Genomic DNA, 17050 nt, shown 5'->3' on the forward strand with positions numbered 1-17050 from the left:
AGCAGCGCCGTAGTTAAATGTTTTTTAAAAACAATCAGTTATATTGTTTTTAGTCAAAATGTGATCACCACCTCGTTTTGTTGATTATTTAGGCAGTGTGGCGCACAGACACGACGTGGTCGTACGCAGGATAATCCTGTTTTATTATGGGGTTACGAGGGTTAATGCCGGATGAATCCGGCATGGATAGGGGGCTGGGTTATGGGTTTTTCTCAGCCATAAGTATTCACTCTGATGCGATACAGTGAAGTACCGGCAGTGATATACAGTTCATCACCGTTCGGTCCGCCAAAAGTGCAATTTGATACCCGCTCAGGAACTGAAATCTTACCCAGTAATGTTGCTTGTGGGGTAAAAACCAGCACACCATCCGCACAACTGCAAAATAGATTGCCCGCATGATCGACACAGAATCCATCAGGGAAGCCCGGTGATATTTCTGCAAAAACACGGCCATCACCCAGTTGTAACCCAATTACGGGGTAAACCCGCAACTGCCGCCGGCCGAGGGTGGGGAAATCGACAATTGACATATCCGCCACATACAGCAGTTGTTCATCTGGCGAAAAAGCCAGCCCGTTTGGTCGCTGTAAGTCACAAGCGGCGATACGTAGTGAGCTATCTTTAGGATCGAAACAGTACAAGTAGCAGCCAATAACCTGACTTTCTGATTTATAGCCCTCGTCGTCGCCGGTAATGCCATAAGGCGGATCGGTAAACCATAAGGTACCGTCTGATTTCACTACAATGTCGTTGGGCGAGTTAAAACGCTTGCCGTCGATACGATCAACTAATAGCGTGATATTGCCTTGTATATCAGTCTGGCTGATACCGCGTCGGCCATGCTCACAACTGACAATCGAGCCATTAGCCATACGGGCATTACCATTAGCAAAGTTGGACGGTGACCGGTAGAGGCTGAGTTCGCCGTCGCGACACCAGCGAAACATCCGGTTCCCTTTTACATCACTGAATACCACCGCATTTTCTTGTGGTAACCAGACCGGCCCTTCCGCCCAGATAGCTGGGGAGCATAAACATTCCAGTGGGCTATCGGCGGCCAACACCGCCGATAATTCACCAATACCTGTCTCAGCCAGCGTTAACGTGGTCATGGTTGCTGCCTCCGACGGCGTATTTACGCCTGACTTATTTCACGCCCCAAATAGCTTTATAGTGACCCTGATAATCGTTCTGTGGGTCAAACATCTGTTTATCACCCCCGTCGCTGCTTATGTTGTCGCGGGTAACCAAATGAGCAGGAGTCACGTAGCCAGAGGGAGGCTGTTTGGCGAATGCACGGTTAAATTCATCCAGTAGTTGCCAGCCATGCAGCTTCAACGGCTCCGGCACCGTAGCTGACTGGCTGTCGCCAGAGCGGATGCGTTGATAGGCAGAAATAGAGCCATCCCCCGCCGAAATATTGTAAGGCGCGTTCTTGCCACCTTTACCAGCCGTTTTCAGGGCAGGGGCCATAAAATCAAAGTAGAGGTCGTTAATTGCTAAAGCGTATTGGAAGTTATCACCGTATTTTTGTAACAGGCTGAAAGTCATTGCTGGCATACGGTTGGCGGTATCTGCCAACGGGGTATCAATAAATTCAATCACCTGGCATCCGGTGCATTTCTCAATGGTTTGTTTCATCACATTGGCTTTGTCCAACGCGATTTGATACAGCGAATCAGTGAAAATCAGTACCTTGGCCTGACCTTCTGATTTTGCTACGGCATACAGTGCAGCAATACGGGCTACATCATTGGAGTCGGAGGTAACATTATAAAAAATATTGTAATTCTTCACCGGACCCGGCTCTGGGACGGCATGCCAGGCGGTCAGCACAATACCTTGTGCAATGGCTTTTTTGAGTGGTATTTTCGCGACATTGGGATTCCAACCACCGATAACAATACCGTCAGGTTTTTGTGCAATCGCCTGATTTAATGATGATAACTGATCTTTAACCGAGCCTCCGCCATCAAGTGTTTCCAGCTTCCAGCCAGCGGCTTTGGCCGCTTGTGATAAGCCTTCTTGTACTCCTTGCACGCCGCCGTTTTTCATATCAGAAGCAATAAAAATAATATGTTTATTGGGTTGCAGTGCTGGGCCACTGGTGGGGCCATCCCATTCAGTCACCGTTGATGTGGCCTTACTGACTGCGGCCTTGGCTTCATCAAGATAGCTGTCAGCCCAGCCGGGTAATGCTGTGGTAAATAGCGTGGTAAAAACTAAGCCCTGTAGTATCAAATTGCGTTTCATATTCTGTTCCTTGGTGAGGTTAAGAATTTGTAGCTTTTTTAGTGTTGCCCGGCGTTTGGTTGGGCTTGACGGCTTTTTGATTCAATAATCTGCGCCGTTGGGCATAACCGGCTAAGGTGATGGAAAGCAGCAATGTGGCACCGTTAAACAAGGGTTCAACCCAGAACTCGCCACCGAATTGCTGAATACCTGCAATACCAATTGCCAGAATCGCAATCCCTACTACCGTTCCCCATACATTGACCCGGCCTGGGCGGATGGTGGTACTGCCGAGGAAGGCACCGACCAGTGCTGGTAACAGATAGTCCATACCGACACTGGCCTGGCCAACCCCTTGCTCCGAGGCGATGAGCACACCACTGAATCCGGTCAACACGCTGGAGGTGATAAATGCACCGACAGTAAAACGGTTGACCGAAATCCCGTTAAGCCGGGCGGCCGCGGGATTCCCACCCACGGCATACATACAGCGGCCAAGCGGGGTATGTTCGGTAATGAGCCACAGCACCACGGCGATAATCAATACATAGAATGCAACAATAGGAATGCCGAATATCTCGGTATGGTGCAGTGCAATAAAAGCATCAGGAAGATCACCGACTATCTGACGGCCACCTGAGTGCCATAACGCGATGGCGTAAAGCACGGTGCCGGAGCCTAAGGTCGCCACAAAGCTATCAATGTCGGCTAATGCTACCAATATGCCGTTTAATAGCCCGTAAAGTGCCGAAATTATCAATACGGTTATGACGGCAGCCTGCCAAGAAAAACCGTATTGCACTTGCAGGGTTATCGCCAGAATGTGCCAGAGCACAATACCGAAACCGACGTTTAAATCGATCTTGCCGACAATCATCGGAATAGTGGCGGCCAGTGCCAGCAAAGCAATTTTTGATTTACTGGACAAAATGGCCTGCAAAGTGAGCATGGAAGCAAACGACGGGGTGGTCAGTGAGAACACCAGCACCAATAAAATACACAATAATAGTAAGCCGTAGCGCGTCATGGCCTGCATGGACCAGGCACCGAAACCGTGTTCACTCAGGCTGACTCGTTGTTCAAGCGCTGTCGATTTTATGGATGTTTTAGACATAACACTCTCCGAAACCTGAGCACCACAATGACACCGCGAGGGGCGATGTAACCATTAGCACAGGTCGCTGTTTTAAACGGATGTAACTTCCCCGGTGCTGGCAGACGCCAACTCCAATAAATTAGCGAACGAGACCTGCTGGTTACGCAGTTCACCAACCACTTCGCCACGGTTAAACACCAATGCCCGATTACAGATATGTGCGATCTCCTCTAAATCATTGGAAATCACCAAAACCGCCACACCTTCTGCTAATGATTTGTTTAATAAGTGATAAATTTCAGCACGCGCGCCAACATCCACGCCAGCAGTTGGATCTTCAAGGATCAGTAATGGCGCGCCCAGGTGCATCCAGCGTGCCATGACCACTTTTTGTTGGTTACCGCCGGAAAGGGCACTGATATCAATATTGACGTCTTTAGGTCGGACATCGAATAACTGCACTTTCCACCAACTTTCCCCCATTTCGCTGCGGGTGCTATAACGGGAAAGTAATTTGTGACCGCTGGCAATTGGGTTAATGAATAGGTTTTCGCGCACCGACATCGACATCACCAGACTTTCACCGGTGCGGTCACCGGCCACCAGGGAAACACCTGCTGCCATAGCTTGCTGCGGTGAGGCGGCGGTATAGGGGCGGTCGCGGAAAATAATTTCACCCTGATCACAATGGCGTAAACCAAATAGCAGGCGGCCTAACTCTTCTTGGCCCGCTCCTCTTAGCCCCGCTAGTGCCAGCATTTCGCCTGGTTGTAGGCTGAAAGTAACCGGGCCAATCTCACCTACCACCACCGCGTTAAGCTGTAATACAGGTTTACTGGCTTCAGGTAACGGTTCACGCTGGGAGTCGCCCATGGCTTCACCAACAATCATTTGCACCAGATCACGCAATGAGTAATCGGCGGTATTCCCACCCGCAACATAGCGTCCATCCCGCATCACACACACCCGGTCGGCAATTTCAATCACTTCATCCAAACGATGAGTGACATAAATCATGCCAACATGTTTATCCCTCAGGCGGTTAATCACTTCAAATAAATGGCGGACATCGTTGGCGGGTAGAGAGGCGGTCGGCTCATCCAACACCAATAGTTCGGCATTAACCGCAACGGCGCGGGCAATGGCCAATAATGACTTTTCAGTGCGCGACAGTTCAAACACGCGCGCATCAGGTGAGAGGTCAATGCCGATATCCTGTAAAGCCCGACTGGCTTGCAGGCGAATAGCTGACCAATTAATCAGACCGAATCGACGCGGAAACCCCATCACCAACGCCATATTTTCGGCAACGGTCATCCAGTCAATTAGCCCTAAATCCTGATGGATAAAAGCAATAGGCTGACGAGTATCACTTTTAATTTCTGCGGCAGAACGTATGTTATTTCCCTGGAACAGAATATCGCCACTGTCCCGTGGGTAGACGCCCGCCAATACTTTGATTAGAGTGGATTTTCCTGCGCCGTTTTCGCCGAGCAATGCCAGTACTTCGCCTGGCATAACATCAAGACTGACATCGTTGACCGCAATATTGCCGCCAAATCCTTTGATGATATGGCGCATCGAGAGAATGGGTTGGCCCAATTCAGTGGTATTCATCAGTGTGACGCCCCTTATCCGGTGAATGTCTTGAGTGAAAGCATTCGCGATTTAGTGGTTATCGAGCATAAACTAGACTTTATATTTCAACATACGAAATCTGATTTCAAAAATAATATGCTGATATCTTCGCTAAAGCAAAAGAAGTGATGAATTAAGTTGCTATAAAAAACAAGTACTTATTTATTTGTTTGTGGAAATGTGACGAACTACGCACTTCTTATGTTGGATAAATGTTGCGAGATACAGCGCCAGGGATGATAACGAAACACTGTTTCGTGCTTCACACAGACTGCGGCTTTGGAGTACCATTTCATGCTAAACAACAAGGATATCGTCTATGGCCCTTATACTCACAGATGACAAGAAAGATAAGCCGTTAGGCAGCCAAAGTCTGTTCCGCGGGCTGCAACTGATTGAGATATTAAGTAATTACCCTAATGGCTGCCCATTGGCGCATCTATCTGAATTGGCCGGGATGAACAAAAGTACCGTTCATCGGTTATTGCAAGGGCTACATACCTGTGGCTATGTCACTCAGGCGCCTTCTCCAGGCAGTTATCGGCTGACAACCAAGTTCATCTCAATTGGCCAAAAAGCACTGTCATCACTGAATATTATCCATGTCGCGGCCCCACATTTAGAACAACTCAATCTTGAGCTTGGTGAGACAGTCAATTTTTCAACCCGCGAAGATGACCACGTTATCCTGATTTATAAGTTAGAACCTACCACTGGCATGATGCGCACCCGCGCTTATATCGGGCAGCATATGCCACTGTACTGCTCGGCGATGGGTAAGATATTTATGGCGTACGGTAAAAGTGACTATCCAGATGATTATTGGCAGAGCCATCAGCATGAGATTCAGCCGCTGACGCACAATACCATCACCGAATTACCCAAAATGTACCAGGAGCTGGCAGATATTCGTCAAGCAGGGCTGGCGATGGATCGTGAAGAGAATGAACTAGGTGTATCTTGTGTGGCGGCTCCTGTTTTTGATATTCAGCAACGGGTACCGTACTCCGTTTCAGTTTCCCTGCCCACAGCCAAACTGCAACAGGTGGGGGTAAAAACCCTAATTAAACCTATTCTGGCTACGGCCCAGCGTATTTCGCAGGAATTGGGGTTTGTGACACCGTAACATATAATTTGTCTGTATGGGGGATTCCAGTGGTCGGGATACCTCATATCAGTTGTTTGTCTTTAGCTATTATCGAAATTCCTAATTCTAAAACAGACACATTTTTTATCAGCAGAACGCGTTTTAGCCATTGGGAGCACGGTATGGTTGGCCCATTTATTAACAGTGCAGGCATTATCCTGGGGGGGATAGTTGGCGTATTACTAGCGCGTCATGTCCCTAAGCGTTTACAGGAAGGGTTACCGGCTACGTTTGCGCTAGCTTCTATCTCCATCGGTATTGTGATGGTGGTAAAAGTACATTTTATGCCAGCGGTTATTTTGGCGTTGATTATCGGGACAGCCGTGGGGGAGTTATTATCCCTTGAGCAGGGGGTAAAATGGGGGGCAAATAAAACCCGTATAATGTTGGAACGAGTTATTCCATCACGCAGTACATTGCCGCCGAAGGAGTTTGCGCAGAGTTTCACCGCGATGATTGTGCTGTTTTGTGCTAGTGGACTGGGAGTTGTTGGTTCGTTGACTGAAGGCATTACTGGTGATTTTCAACTGCTATTTGTCAAAGCGTTAATGGACTTCTTCACCGCGCTGATATTCTCCATCTCGCTCGGTATTGCGCTGGTGGCTATTGCTGTGCCGCAATTGTTGATCCAAATTGCATTGGTTTTGTTGGCTAAACTGATCATGCCGTATATGGATGATATTGCCTTTGCTGATTTTTCCGCCTGCGGTGGGATTATTATGATTGCAGTGGGGTTACGTATTGCACAAATTAAAATATTCGCGGTGGTGAATTTCCTGCCCGCGCTATTGTTTGTGGTACCCATATCCTATTTATGGCGCTACTTGATGGGATAATCTGTGGAGCGGAAAGATGATTTCTAAAACGGTAGGCTTCTCTGCACAGATTTATCATTGAAGCGACCGTTTCAGATTTATTTAGTTGACTGTTTTAATTGGTTATTTTTCTAATTAGCCAATTTTCCGGCACAAAAACTTACCCTTAATCACGCCATCAAAAAAACGACCTTTCGAAACCACGGACATAAAATTCTGATGAACGCGCTCCGGGACGCCAAGATATTGATAAATCCCTTGTTCGCGAAATTGTATCTCCAGCATGCGATTTTCAGGATCATAACCAATCGACAGAATTCTGGAAGATGTAACAGGTTGTCGCTGCACTAGTTGACCCTCAGTTGTACGGTATTGATATTATAGTGATCGTAGAGCAGTTTGAGCTTGATAACTTTGTCGGTGATCATTATCACCGTTTGGCTGTAGTATTAATAGATTATTCGCTAGGTATTATTCTATCCGTGACGGCCGATTGCGGAGATACATCCTCTTTATTGGCATTGGGTCGATCATGCCAGGAGCGGATTGTACTGCCATTCTAAATACAAAAACCGGGCGTAATTGCCCAGTCTATTCTAAGGCTGAAACCAATCATCAGCACTTTCCCATGTTTCTTGTAAAATTTCTTCTACCGCTTTCTTATCATCTGGCGCACCACCTAGAACTGATAGACCATCAGCGCCCGCAAACCTTACTTTCACATCAATATGGTCAAATTTCCTCCCAAGCCGCTTATCCAACTCCTCAGTGAGTGCGTCGGTGTATCCTGCCGGGAATTTATTGATATTTAGCTTATCTATTGTCACTTCGATACGTAGCATGATGTTGCCCTTAACTGTGATAGCCGTTGCTAGTGTGGCTGGTCGTTCCCCGATTCGATGTAGTCTACGCGTTTTTGTCATGCTCTAATCAGTTCATTAGTCGCAATATGGCAAATTCGCCGAGGGTAACGTCGACAGTAACATCGCTGAGTGAAGTGACCAATTATCAGATAATTATCACTCTTTAACGGGGCAGGGATGCCTGATAAAGAAATCATTCTGAGTGGATAAACCAATAATGAGGATGTTAGTATGGTTCGTCCGTTATAGCGTCACACCCTATGTGCAAACAAGTTGTGTACATATGAGTGTATATATCAGGCAAAGTAAAGTCGGATAGCGTTTATAACATATTGATTTTAAATAGTATTAGAATTTTGCATGTGATCTGTCGTGTGGGTCACCACTGTAGATAAGGAATTAGAATGCCCGTTATTACCCTTCCTGACGGCAGTCAGCGTCATTTCGATCACGCCGTTTCTGCTCTCGATGTTGCTTTGGATATCGGCCCTGGTTTGGCAAAAGCCTGTATTGCTGGTCGAGTTAATGGCGAACTGGTCGATGCCAGAGACTTGATCGAATCTGATGCCCAACTGGCTATTATCACCACCAAAGATGCTGAAGGTCTGGAGATTCTCCGCCACTCTTGTGCACACTTATTGGGGCACGCAATCAAGCAACTTTGGCCTGATACCAAAATGGCCATCGGCCCGGTTATCGACAACGGTTTCTATTACGATGTAGATATCGACCGCACCTTGACGCAGGAAGATCTGGATCTGCTGGAGAAGCGGATGCATGAACTTGCCGATAAAGATTACGATGTAATTAAGAAGAAAGTCAGTTGGCAAGAAGCCCGCGACACTTTTGCTGCTCGTGGTGAAGATTATAAAGTGGCGATTCTCGATGAGAATATTAGCCGCGATGATCATCCTGGTTTGTATCACCATGAAGAATACGTTGATATGTGCCGTGGCCCGCACGTACCGAATATGCGTTTCTGCCATCACTTTAAATTGCAGAAAACATCCGGTGCTTATTGGCGTGGCGATAGCAAAAATAAAATGCTGCAACGTATTTATGGCACGGCTTGGGGTGATAAGAAGCAACTAAATGCTTATCTGCAACGTCTGGAAGAAGCGGGCAAACGCGACCATCGTAAGATTGGTAAGCAATTGGACCTTTACCACATGCAGGAAGAAGCACCAGGTATGGTGTTCTGGCATAACGACGGTTGGACTATCTTCCGTGAACTGGAAACTTTTGTGCGGACTAAGCTCAAAGAGTACCAGTATCAGGAAGTGAAAGGGCCGTTTATGATGGACCGCGTACTGTGGGAAAAAACCGGACATTGGGAAAACTATGCTGAGCATATGTTCACCACATCGTCTGAAAACCGCGAGTATTGCATCAAGCCAATGAACTGCCCAGGGCACGTGCAGATTTTCAACCAAGGGTTGAAATCATACCGTGACTTGCCATTGCGTATGGCTGAGTTCGGTAGCTGCCACCGTAATGAGCCTTCAGGCGCACTGCATGGTTTAATGCGCGTCCGTGGTTTCACTCAGGATGATGCACACATTTTCTGTACCGAAGAGCAGGTTCGCGATGAAGTGAATAGCTGTATCAAGATGGTGTACGACATGTACAGCACTTTTGGCTTCGAGAAAATTGTGGTTAAGCTGTCTACCCGCCCTGAAAAACGGATTGGGAGTGATGATCTGTGGACCCGTGCCGAAGATGATTTGGCCGCTGCGCTGACTGAAAATGGTATTCCATTTGATTATCAGCCGGGTGAGGGAGCGTTTTACGGTCCGAAAATTGAGTTTACCTTGCATGATTGTTTGGATCGCGCGTGGCAGTGTGGTACCGTACAGCTCGATTTCTCATTACCGGGCCGCTTAAGTGCGTCTTACATCGGCGAAAATAACGATCGTCAGGTGCCAGTAATGATTCACCGGGCTATTTTGGGGTCAATGGAGCGCTTTATCGGTATTTTAACCGAAGAGTATGCAGGCTTCTTCCCAACGTGGTTAGCTCCGGTACAAGTCGTGGTGATGAATATCACCGATAGTCAGTCTGATTATGTCCAACAAGTGACCAAAAAACTGCAAGATGCAGGGATTAGGGCAAAAGCGGACTTGAGAAATGAGAAGATTGGCTTTAAAATTCGTGAACATACGTTGCGTCGGGTTCCATATATGTTGGTCTGTGGCGATAAAGAGGTCGAATCAGGCAAAATTGCCGTTCGTACCCGCCGTGGTAAAGACTTAGGAAGCTTGGACGTCAACGTGGTCGTAGACCAGCTGCTAGCAGAAATTCGCAGCCGTAGTCTTCATCAACTGGAGGAATAAAGTATTAAAGGCGGAAAACGAGTTCAACCGGCGCGTCCTAATCGCATCAACAAAGAGATTCGCGCCACAGAAGTTCGCTTAACAGGCGTCGATGGTGAGCAGATTGGCATTGTCAGTCTGAATGAAGCTCTTGAAAAAGCTGAGGAAGCTGGTGTTGATTTAGTAGAAATCAGTCCGAATGCCGAGCCGCCGGTTTGCCGAATCATGGATTACGGCAAATTCCTCTATGAGAAGAGCAAGTCGACAAAAGAACAGAAGAAGAAGCAAAAAGTCATACAGGTCAAGGAAATCAAATTCCGTCCTGGTACCGATGATGGCGACTATCAGGTCAAACTACGCAACCTGATTCGCTTTCTGGAAGATGGCGATAAAGCCAAAATCACCCTGCGATTCCGTGGGCGTGAAATGGCGCACCAGCAGATCGGCATGGAAGTCCTTAACCGTGTCAAAAAAGATCTGACTGAAGATTCTGATTTGGCTGTCGTGGAGTCTTTCCCGACTCGTATCGAAGGCCGTCAGATGATCATGGTGCTCGCACCTAAGAAGAGACAGTAAGGCACTCAAGTAATAGGCCTCTTTCTGATTGCAGAGTAGGGGTCTGTTCGCCTAGCTAGCTCGTTGTAATTAACAATGCGAAGTGGATATATTCAATGCCAAAAATTAAGACAGTACGCGGCGCCGCTAAGCGCTTTAAAAAAACCGGTGCCGGTGGTTTTAAGCGTAAGCATGCCAACCTGCGTCATATTTTGACCAAAAAAGCTACTAAGCGTAAACGTCATTTACGTCCAAAAGGCATGGTATCTAAGAACGATCTAGGTTTGGTCGTAGCATGTCTGCCATACGCATAAGTAATTTTGGTTTGAATTAAGACGATAGGAGAAGTAAATGGCTCGCGTAAAACGTGGTGTGGTAGCTCGTGCACGTCACAAAAAAATATTAAAGCAGGCGAAAGGTTACTACGGTGCCCGTTCGCGCGTTTATCGTGTTGCTTTCCAGGCAGTAATCAAGGCAGGCCAATACGCCTACCGTGACCGCCGTCAACGGAAGCGTCAATTCCGCCAACTGTGGATTGCACGTATCAACGCAGCTGCTCGTCAGAATGGTCTGTCTTACAGCCGTTTCATCAATGGTCTGAAAAAGGCTTCTGTTGAGATTGACCGTAAGATCCTGGCTGACATCGCAGTATTCGATAAAGTGGCATTCTCTGCACTGGTCGAAAAAGCGAAAGTAGCTCTGGCGTAAGTCAGAATTGAAGAGGGAGCTTGTCTCCCTCTTTTAATCTTTATCTTCTTGGTAAGAAGGTCACTTTTATGATGCATGCAGTTACTTTTCGCTTCTTTTTTTACTTTAGCGCCTGATTTCAGGAGGCTTGCGCGTAAGAATAGAAACGAAAAATAACGCCTAAGCCTCCCATCGTGGAGGCTTTTTTGTTTTTGCTCTATAGCATTTATGGCGACTGGAGTAAGGGTATCGCGGATGTGGTACCTTATTGATTTTGTATGAAAAGTTTAGTTTACTTATCGGATTTTAACTCATTATCTATATCCAACGTTATTGGAGTTGCTGGTAGGCAGCAAGCGAGTAAATCCCGATGAGCTTACATAGGTAAGTGATTCGGGTGAGTGAGCGTAGCTAACAACCCAGCAGCTTCAAGAACAAAGGATATAACTACAAGCGGGCCATACTGGCCAGAGGAAGAGAGAACAATGCCACATCTCGCAGAGCTGGTTGCCAAAGCTAAAGCAGCCGTAGAAGATGCCCAAGATGTTGCCGCGTTGGATTTGGTACGCGTCGAATATCTAGGTAAAAAAGGCCATTTGACCCTTCAAATGACATCACTGCGCGAGCTGCCAGCTGAAGAGCGCCCGGCAGCGGGGGCCGTTATTAATCAGGCCAAGCAGGAAGTACAAGAAGCGCTTAATGCACGTAAGGACAAGCTGGAATCAGCGGTCATGAATGCCCGATTGGCAGCCGAAACCATTGATGTCTCTCTACCGGGGCGTCGTATGGAAAATGGTGGGTTGCATCCGGTTACCCGCACTATCGATCGTATCGAAACGTTCTTTGGTGAGTTGGGCTTTTCCGTCGAGTCTGGCCCGGAAATTGAAGATGACTATCATAACTTTGATGCATTGAATATTCCGGCTCATCACCCAGCGCGTGCTGACCACGACACCTTCTGGTTTGATGCTACCCGATTGCTGCGCACCCAAACCTCGGGCGTGCAAATTCGCACCATGAAAACCCAGCAGCCACCGATTCGAATTATCGTGCCGGGCCGTGTGTATCGTAATGATTACGACCAAACGCACACTCCAATGTTCCATCAAATGGAAGGGCTGATTGTTGACCGTGATATCAGTTTCACCAATTTGAAAGGCACCTTGCATGACTTCTTGCGTAATTTCTTCGAAGAAGATTTGCAAATTCGTTTCCGCCCTTCCTATTTTCCGTTTACCGAACCGTCCGCTGAAGTGGATGTGATGGGTAAAAATGGTAAATGGCTTGAAGTGCTTGGTTGCGGCATGGTGCATCCAAATGTATTGCGAAACGTCGGTATTGATCCTGATATTTATTCAGGTTTTGCATTCGGTATGGGGATGGAACGCTTAACTATGTTGCGTTACGGCGTCACCGATTTGCGGGCATTCTTCGAAAATGATCTGCGTTTCCTCAAACAGTTTAAGTAAGGCGGGATATCTCATGAAATTCAGTGAACTTTGGTTACGCGAATGGGTAAACCCAGCCATTAGTAGTGATGATCTGGCCCATCAAATCACTATGGCCGGTTTAGAAGTTGATGGTGTAGATGCGGTTGCGGGCGAATTCAATGGTGTCGTTGTCGGTCATGTTGTCGAATGTGGCCAACATCCCAACGCCGATAAACTGCGGGTGACCAAAATTGATGTAGGCGGTGACCGCTTATTGGATATCGTGTGTGGTGCACCGAACTGTCGTCAGGGCTTGAAAGTCGCTGTTGCGACTGTTGGTGCTGTGCTGCCGGGCGATTTCAAAATCAAAGCGGCCAAACTGCGTGGTGAACCATCAGAAGGCATGCTGTGTTCTTTCTCTGAGCTGGCTATTTCAGAAGATAGTGACGGTATTATTGAACTGCCTGCTGATGCGCCTATTGGTGTCGATCTGCGTGAATATCTGTATCTGGACGATAAAACCATTGAAATCAGTGTGACACCAAACCGTGCCGATTGCTTGGGCATTATTGGTGTCGCGCGCGATGTGGCGGTTGTGAATCAATTGCCATTAATCGAACCGGATATGAGCCCTGTTGCGGCTTCCATTACGGATACATTCCCAATCCATGTAGAAGCTCCGCAGGCTTGTCCGCGCTATCTGGGCCGAGTAGTTAAAGGGATTAACGTTAAGGCTGCGACACCATTGTGGATGCGAGAGAAACTGCGCCGCTGTGGTATTCGTTCGATTGATCCGGTGGTAGACGTTACTAACTTTGTGTTGCTGGAGTTAGGCCAGCCAATGCATGCGTTTGACCTGGACCGTATTGAAGGCGGGATTATTGTTCGCCTGGCGGCTGAAGGTGAAGAATTAACACTGCTGGATGGCACAAAAGCCAAATTGAATGCAGATACGCTGGTCATTGCTGATCAGCATAAGCCGTTGGCGATGGCCGGTATCTTTGGTGGTGAACATTCAGGTGTTAACGAAGAAACCCGCAATGTCTTGCTGGAATCCGCTTTCTTCAATCCATTATCAATTACTGGTCGTGCGCGTCGCCACGGTTTGCATACCGATGCATCTCATCGCTATGAGCGTGGTGTCGACCCTGCGTTACAGCATAAAGCGATTGAGCGTGCGACACGTCTGCTCATTGATATCTGTGGTGGTGAAGCGGGGCCGGTAATAGACGTGACCGCGACCGCAGAATTACCAAAATGCGCCACCATCACGCTACACCGTGAGAAATTGGATCGGTTGATTGGTCATCATGTCCCTTCACAGCAGGTGAGTGACATTCTGCGCCGGCTCGGTTGTCAGGTGACTGAACTCGGTTCTGATTGGCGGGCAGTGGCGCCAAGCTGGCGTTTCGATATGGAAATCGAAGAAGATCTGGTGGAGGAAGTTGCCCGCATCTACGGTTATAACAATATCCCGGATGTGCCTATCAAAGCTGATTTGGTGATGACCAAACACCGCGAAGCTGATTTATCATTGAAGCGTGTAAAAACCGCTTTAGTCGATCGCGGCTATCAGGAAGCAATTACTTACAGTTTTGTTGACCCGAAAGTACAAGCACTTCTGCACCCACAGCAAGACGCATTAATTTTGCCAAGCCCTATCTCGATTGAGATGTCTGCGATGCGCTTATCATTGTTGACAGGTTTACTGTCAGCAGTGGTTTATAACCAGAATCGCCAGCAATCTCGCTTGCGTTTATTTGAAAGTGGGTTACGCTTTGTACCTGATAATACAGCAGATCTCGGGGTTAGACAGGATGTAATGCTAGCCGGTGTCATTGCTGGCCACCGTTTTGAAGAGCATTGGGATCTGGCGCGTCAGCCAATCGACTTCTATGATTTGAAAGGTGATCTGGAAGCAATTCTGGAACTTACCGGCAAATTATCTGATGTTCAGTTCCGTGCACAAGCACATCCTGCACTGCATCCAGGGCAGAGTGCTGCAATTTATTTAGCAGGGGAACACATTGGTTTCATTGGTGTAGTTCACCCTGAGTTGGAGCGTAAGCTGAGTCTAAATGGTCGGACTGTGGTGTTTGAAGTGCAGTGGAACAAGCTCGCAGACCGCGCTGTGCCTCAGGCCAGCGAGATTTCACGCTTCCCAGCAAACCGTCGTGACATCGCCGTTGTGGTGGCCGAAAACGTCCCCGCAGAAGATATTTTGGCGGAGTGTAAGAAAGTTGGCGCAAATCAGGTAGTTGGCGTAAACTTGTTTGATGTGTACCGTGGCAAGGGCGTAGCAGAGGGCTATAAGAGTCTGGCTATTAGTCTGGTGTTGCAGGATACCGCACGTACACTGGAAGAAGAGGAGATCGCCGCTACCGTTGCAAGATGTGTAGAGGCGTTAAAACAGCGATTCCAAGCATCCTTGAGGGATTGAACCTATGGCGCTTACTAAAGCTGAAATGTCAGAACATCTGTTTGAAAAGCTAGGGCTTAGCAAACGTGATGCCAAAGATCTGGTTGAGTTATTCTTTGAGGAAGTACGTCGTGCTCTCGAGAATGGCGAACAGGTCAAACTGTCTGGCTTTGGCAATTTTGATCTGCGAGACAAGAACCAACGTCCGGGCCGTAATCCGAAGACGGGTGAGGACATTCCTATTACGGCGCGCCGTGTGGTGACTTTCCGTCCAGGGCAAAAGCTAAAAAGCCGGGTAGAGAGTGCTACTCCAAAAGAGTAAGTATTTCCCCAAACAAAAGGCCGCGCAAGCGGCCTTTTTCTTGCCTGCACCTCATTGAGAAACATCGATTTTATTTTATAAGTGCCCACATCATGACCGCAGGTTGGGGCCATTTCCCTTTATTTGTATTTCTAGCTTAGCCTTAAGGTGGGGTCACAGAAACCAGTGGGGGTTGATTGGAAATGGAATTTTCAGCATTTAGTTTGTCTAGTCTACAACCGTTGCAAAAGCATTAATCTAGAGTAGGATTTGTCATGTTTCTGCTAATGTTCGGTGGAGTGGCACCATTCATTCTATAACATTTTTTATTAATTAAATTGTAAGGACTATATTAATCATTACGTGATAATTAATTTTTGCATCCAAATTAGATTGGCTGAGATTATATTTTCATGAAGTACTTAAGTTAGCACTCAATATTTTATTCTAAATAAATTAGACTATTCTTATTGAATGCCAGTTTTATACTTATTTTTTAGGATGTAATCTAACGCAACTGATGGTTATCATAATGCATCCTTGGGCCGCCACCGCCACCGCCACCGCCACCGCCACCGCCACCGCCACCGCCACCGCCACCGCCATGCGGTGGGAATATACAGCAAGCTGATAATGTAGTGCTTAATAAGAGTACTATTGTCATTAACGTTATACGTTGCATTTTATTTGTCTCATCTTTTATTATCCGGCAATGCTTGGATTATAATTCAATACAATAAATGTCACTGTCAGATAAACGTTAAGATATGTTAGGAGTGGTAGTAAATGAAAATGTCCGACTTGTAAGAACTGTATGTATTGCGTAAGCAAGATGAAATGAAAATGAAAAGAGCGGATTGTCTGATAGATGGTTTTTATTTTCGCTGATATAAATTTAATAACTGTTAAATAATACATTCGGATGTATATGAAAAAATATCTGCTATTACTTGGGGTGTTGGCATTAATGCCATCGTTTGCACAGGCAGACGTATCACTTGACATCAATATACCCGGAGTCAGCTTACATCTAGGTGATCAGGACAACCGTGGCTATTACTGGGATGGTTATGATTGGCGTCCGCCACAGTGGTGGCATGAACATCGTGGTGGCCATATTGGTGACCGCAATGACCGTGGCTATTATTGGGACGGGGGGCGTTGGCAACATCCACAACCGCAGGATGGCCATAACCCGTTCCGTGGGCAGCAAGGTAGTCAACGCCATAATGAACGCAGCGATTACGGTAATTCGCCACAGCACAATAATGGCAGTGATAATAATGGACGCGGCCAGCCAGTGAATAATAGCCGACAGGGTAGTGGTGCTAAGCAAGGCGGGCCAAATAATAACGATAATCATAATGGTCAGCCACTCTATCCATCGCAAAATAAGGGCCATCGTTGACAGTAAGTAACCGATGAATGCAGGCTTTGTCGCTAAAATCATCGACAGAGTTTGCGTTCTCTTACCATAAAAAAGTCTTATTCTTCATGCAAAACTTCCCCTTATCGCGTTAACCCCCTACTATCTGTAGCCTAGCTATGGGTA

17 protein-coding genes and 1 other annotated feature are annotated in these 17050 nt (G+C 47.1%); of the genes, 11 read left to right on the forward strand and 6 right to left on the reverse strand.

Annotated features, from left to right (window positions below):
• Positions 1-212 precede the first annotated feature (212 nt).
• From V2A84_RS06645 to V2A84_RS06660, 4 genes are all read right to left on the reverse strand, one after another.
• Positions 213-1115: an SMP-30/gluconolactonase/LRE family protein gene (locus V2A84_RS06645; protein WP_227746531.1), complete on the reverse strand. Its 903-nt coding sequence runs from the start codon at positions 1113-1115 to the stop codon at positions 213-215.
• A 34-nt stretch (positions 1116-1149) separates the two neighbouring features.
• Positions 1150-2256: an ABC transporter substrate-binding protein gene (locus V2A84_RS06650; protein ID WP_083158690.1), complete on the reverse strand. Its 1107-nt coding sequence runs from the start codon at positions 2254-2256 to the stop codon at positions 1150-1152.
• Between the two features lie 19 nt (positions 2257-2275).
• Complete coding sequence (locus V2A84_RS06655) at positions 2276-3349, reverse strand: ABC transporter permease (protein ID WP_083158691.1); 1074 nt, start codon at positions 3347-3349, stop codon at positions 2276-2278.
• Between the two features lie 72 nt (positions 3350-3421).
• The gene (locus V2A84_RS06660) at positions 3422-4948 is read right to left on the reverse strand and encodes a sugar ABC transporter ATP-binding protein (protein ID WP_083158692.1); all 1527 of its coding nucleotides are present in this window, start codon (positions 4946-4948) and stop codon (positions 3422-3424) included.
• A gap of 340 nt (positions 4949-5288) precedes the next feature.
• On the opposite strand from V2A84_RS06660, the gene V2A84_RS06665 reads away from it, so the two are divergent.
• Complete coding sequence (locus V2A84_RS06665; RefSeq protein WP_102970400.1) at positions 5289-6095, forward strand: IclR family transcriptional regulator; 807 nt, start codon at positions 5289-5291, stop codon at positions 6093-6095.
• 143 nt (positions 6096-6238) lie between these two features.
• Positions 6239-6952: a DUF554 domain-containing protein gene (locus tag V2A84_RS06670; RefSeq protein ID WP_442848663.1), complete on the forward strand. Its 714-nt coding sequence runs from the start codon at positions 6239-6241 to the stop codon at positions 6950-6952.
• Positions 6953-7066: 114 nt separating this feature from the next.
• On the opposite strand, the gene V2A84_RS06675 is transcribed toward V2A84_RS06670, so the two are convergent.
• Together V2A84_RS06675 and V2A84_RS06680 are read right to left on the reverse strand one after the other, a co-directional pair.
• Entirely contained in the window at positions 7067-7279 is a 213-nt protein-coding gene (locus V2A84_RS06675) for a KTSC domain-containing protein (protein WP_005161573.1), read from the reverse strand.
• Between the two features lie 248 nt (positions 7280-7527).
• Positions 7528-7773, reverse strand: coding sequence for a DinI-like family protein (locus V2A84_RS06680; RefSeq protein WP_083163607.1), 246 nt, complete (start codon positions 7771-7773; stop codon positions 7528-7530).
• Between the two features lie 425 nt (positions 7774-8198).
• Here V2A84_RS06680 and thrS point away from each other — a divergent pair, with 425 nt between their 5' ends.
• From thrS to V2A84_RS06725, 9 genes are all read left to right on the forward strand, one after another.
• Positions 8199-10127: a threonine--tRNA ligase gene (thrS, locus tag V2A84_RS06685; RefSeq protein WP_083158695.1), complete on the forward strand. Its 1929-nt coding sequence runs from the start codon at positions 8199-8201 to the stop codon at positions 10125-10127.
• A 3-nt stretch (positions 10128-10130) separates the two neighbouring features.
• The gene (infC, locus tag V2A84_RS06690; protein ID WP_011816226.1) at positions 10131-10682 is read left to right on the forward strand and encodes a translation initiation factor IF-3; all 552 of its coding nucleotides are present in this window, start codon (positions 10131-10133) and stop codon (positions 10680-10682) included.
• Between the two features lie 95 nt (positions 10683-10777).
• Positions 10778-10975, forward strand: coding sequence for a 50S ribosomal protein L35 (rpmI, locus tag V2A84_RS06695; RefSeq protein WP_004713020.1), 198 nt, complete (start codon positions 10778-10780; stop codon positions 10973-10975).
• Between the two features lie 37 nt (positions 10976-11012).
• On the forward strand, positions 11013-11369 hold the full coding sequence (gene rplT, locus V2A84_RS06700) for a 50S ribosomal protein L20 (protein ID WP_004706556.1): 357 nt from the start codon (positions 11013-11015) through the stop codon (positions 11367-11369).
• Positions 11370-11436: 67 nt separating this feature from the next.
• Positions 11437-11559, forward strand: a sequence feature (Phe leader region).
• Positions 11441-11485, forward strand: coding sequence for a pheST operon leader peptide PheM (gene pheM / locus V2A84_RS06705; RefSeq protein ID WP_223300610.1), 45 nt, complete (start codon positions 11441-11443; stop codon positions 11483-11485). (Overlaps the previous feature by 45 nt.)
• Before the next feature lie 274 nt (positions 11560-11833).
• On the forward strand, positions 11834-12817 hold the full coding sequence (gene pheS / locus V2A84_RS06710; RefSeq protein ID WP_083158696.1) for a phenylalanine--tRNA ligase subunit alpha: 984 nt from the start codon (positions 11834-11836) through the stop codon (positions 12815-12817).
• Between the two features lie 13 nt (positions 12818-12830).
• The gene (gene pheT, locus V2A84_RS06715) at positions 12831-15218 is read left to right on the forward strand and encodes a phenylalanine--tRNA ligase subunit beta (RefSeq protein ID WP_083158697.1); all 2388 of its coding nucleotides are present in this window, start codon (positions 12831-12833) and stop codon (positions 15216-15218) included.
• A gap of 4 nt (positions 15219-15222) precedes the next feature.
• Positions 15223-15519, forward strand: coding sequence for an integration host factor subunit alpha (gene ihfA, locus V2A84_RS06720; protein ID WP_002211830.1), 297 nt, complete (start codon positions 15223-15225; stop codon positions 15517-15519).
• A 907-nt stretch (positions 15520-16426) separates the two neighbouring features.
• The gene (locus V2A84_RS06725) at positions 16427-16906 is read left to right on the forward strand and encodes a DUF2502 domain-containing protein (protein ID WP_420073407.1); all 480 of its coding nucleotides are present in this window, start codon (positions 16427-16429) and stop codon (positions 16904-16906) included.
• The last annotated feature ends 144 nt before the right edge of the window (positions 16907-17050 follow it).

This window comes from Yersinia sp. 2553 StPb PI (genome assembly GCF_052217105.1).
Classification (GTDB): Bacteria; Pseudomonadota; Gammaproteobacteria; order Enterobacterales; family Enterobacteriaceae; genus Yersinia; species Yersinia enterocolitica_E.

Coding starts and splice junctions, on each gene's coding strand:
- V2A84_RS06645 (WP_227746531.1), bottom strand. CDS start 1,115: ATGACCACGTTAACGCTGGCTGAGACAGGTATTGGTGAATTATCGGCG.
- V2A84_RS06650 (WP_083158690.1), bottom strand. CDS start 2,256: ATGAAACGCAATTTGATACTACAGGGCTTAGTTTTTACCACGCTATTT.
- V2A84_RS06655 (WP_083158691.1), bottom strand. CDS start 3,349: ATGTCTAAAACATCCATAAAATCGACAGCGCTTGAACAACGAGTCAGC.
- V2A84_RS06660 (WP_083158692.1), bottom strand. CDS start 4,948: ATGAATACCACTGAATTGGGCCAACCCATTCTCTCGATGCGCCATATC.
- V2A84_RS06665 (WP_102970400.1), top strand. CDS start 5,289: ATGGCCCTTATACTCACAGATGACAAGAAAGATAAGCCGTTAGGCAGC.
- V2A84_RS06670 (WP_442848663.1), top strand. CDS start 6,239: ATGGTTGGCCCATTTATTAACAGTGCAGGCATTATCCTGGGGGGGATA.
- V2A84_RS06680 (WP_083163607.1), bottom strand. CDS start 7,773: ATGCTACGTATCGAAGTGACAATAGATAAGCTAAATATCAATAAATTC.
- thrS (WP_083158695.1), top strand. CDS start 8,199: ATGCCCGTTATTACCCTTCCTGACGGCAGTCAGCGTCATTTCGATCAC.
- rpmI (WP_004713020.1), top strand. CDS start 10,778: ATGCCAAAAATTAAGACAGTACGCGGCGCCGCTAAGCGCTTTAAAAAA.
- rplT (WP_004706556.1), top strand. CDS start 11,013: ATGGCTCGCGTAAAACGTGGTGTGGTAGCTCGTGCACGTCACAAAAAA.
- pheS (WP_083158696.1), top strand. CDS start 11,834: ATGCCACATCTCGCAGAGCTGGTTGCCAAAGCTAAAGCAGCCGTAGAA.
- pheT (WP_083158697.1), top strand. CDS start 12,831: ATGAAATTCAGTGAACTTTGGTTACGCGAATGGGTAAACCCAGCCATT.
- ihfA (WP_002211830.1), top strand. CDS start 15,223: ATGGCGCTTACTAAAGCTGAAATGTCAGAACATCTGTTTGAAAAGCTA.
- V2A84_RS06725 (WP_420073407.1), top strand. CDS start 16,427: ATGAAAAAATATCTGCTATTACTTGGGGTGTTGGCATTAATGCCATCG.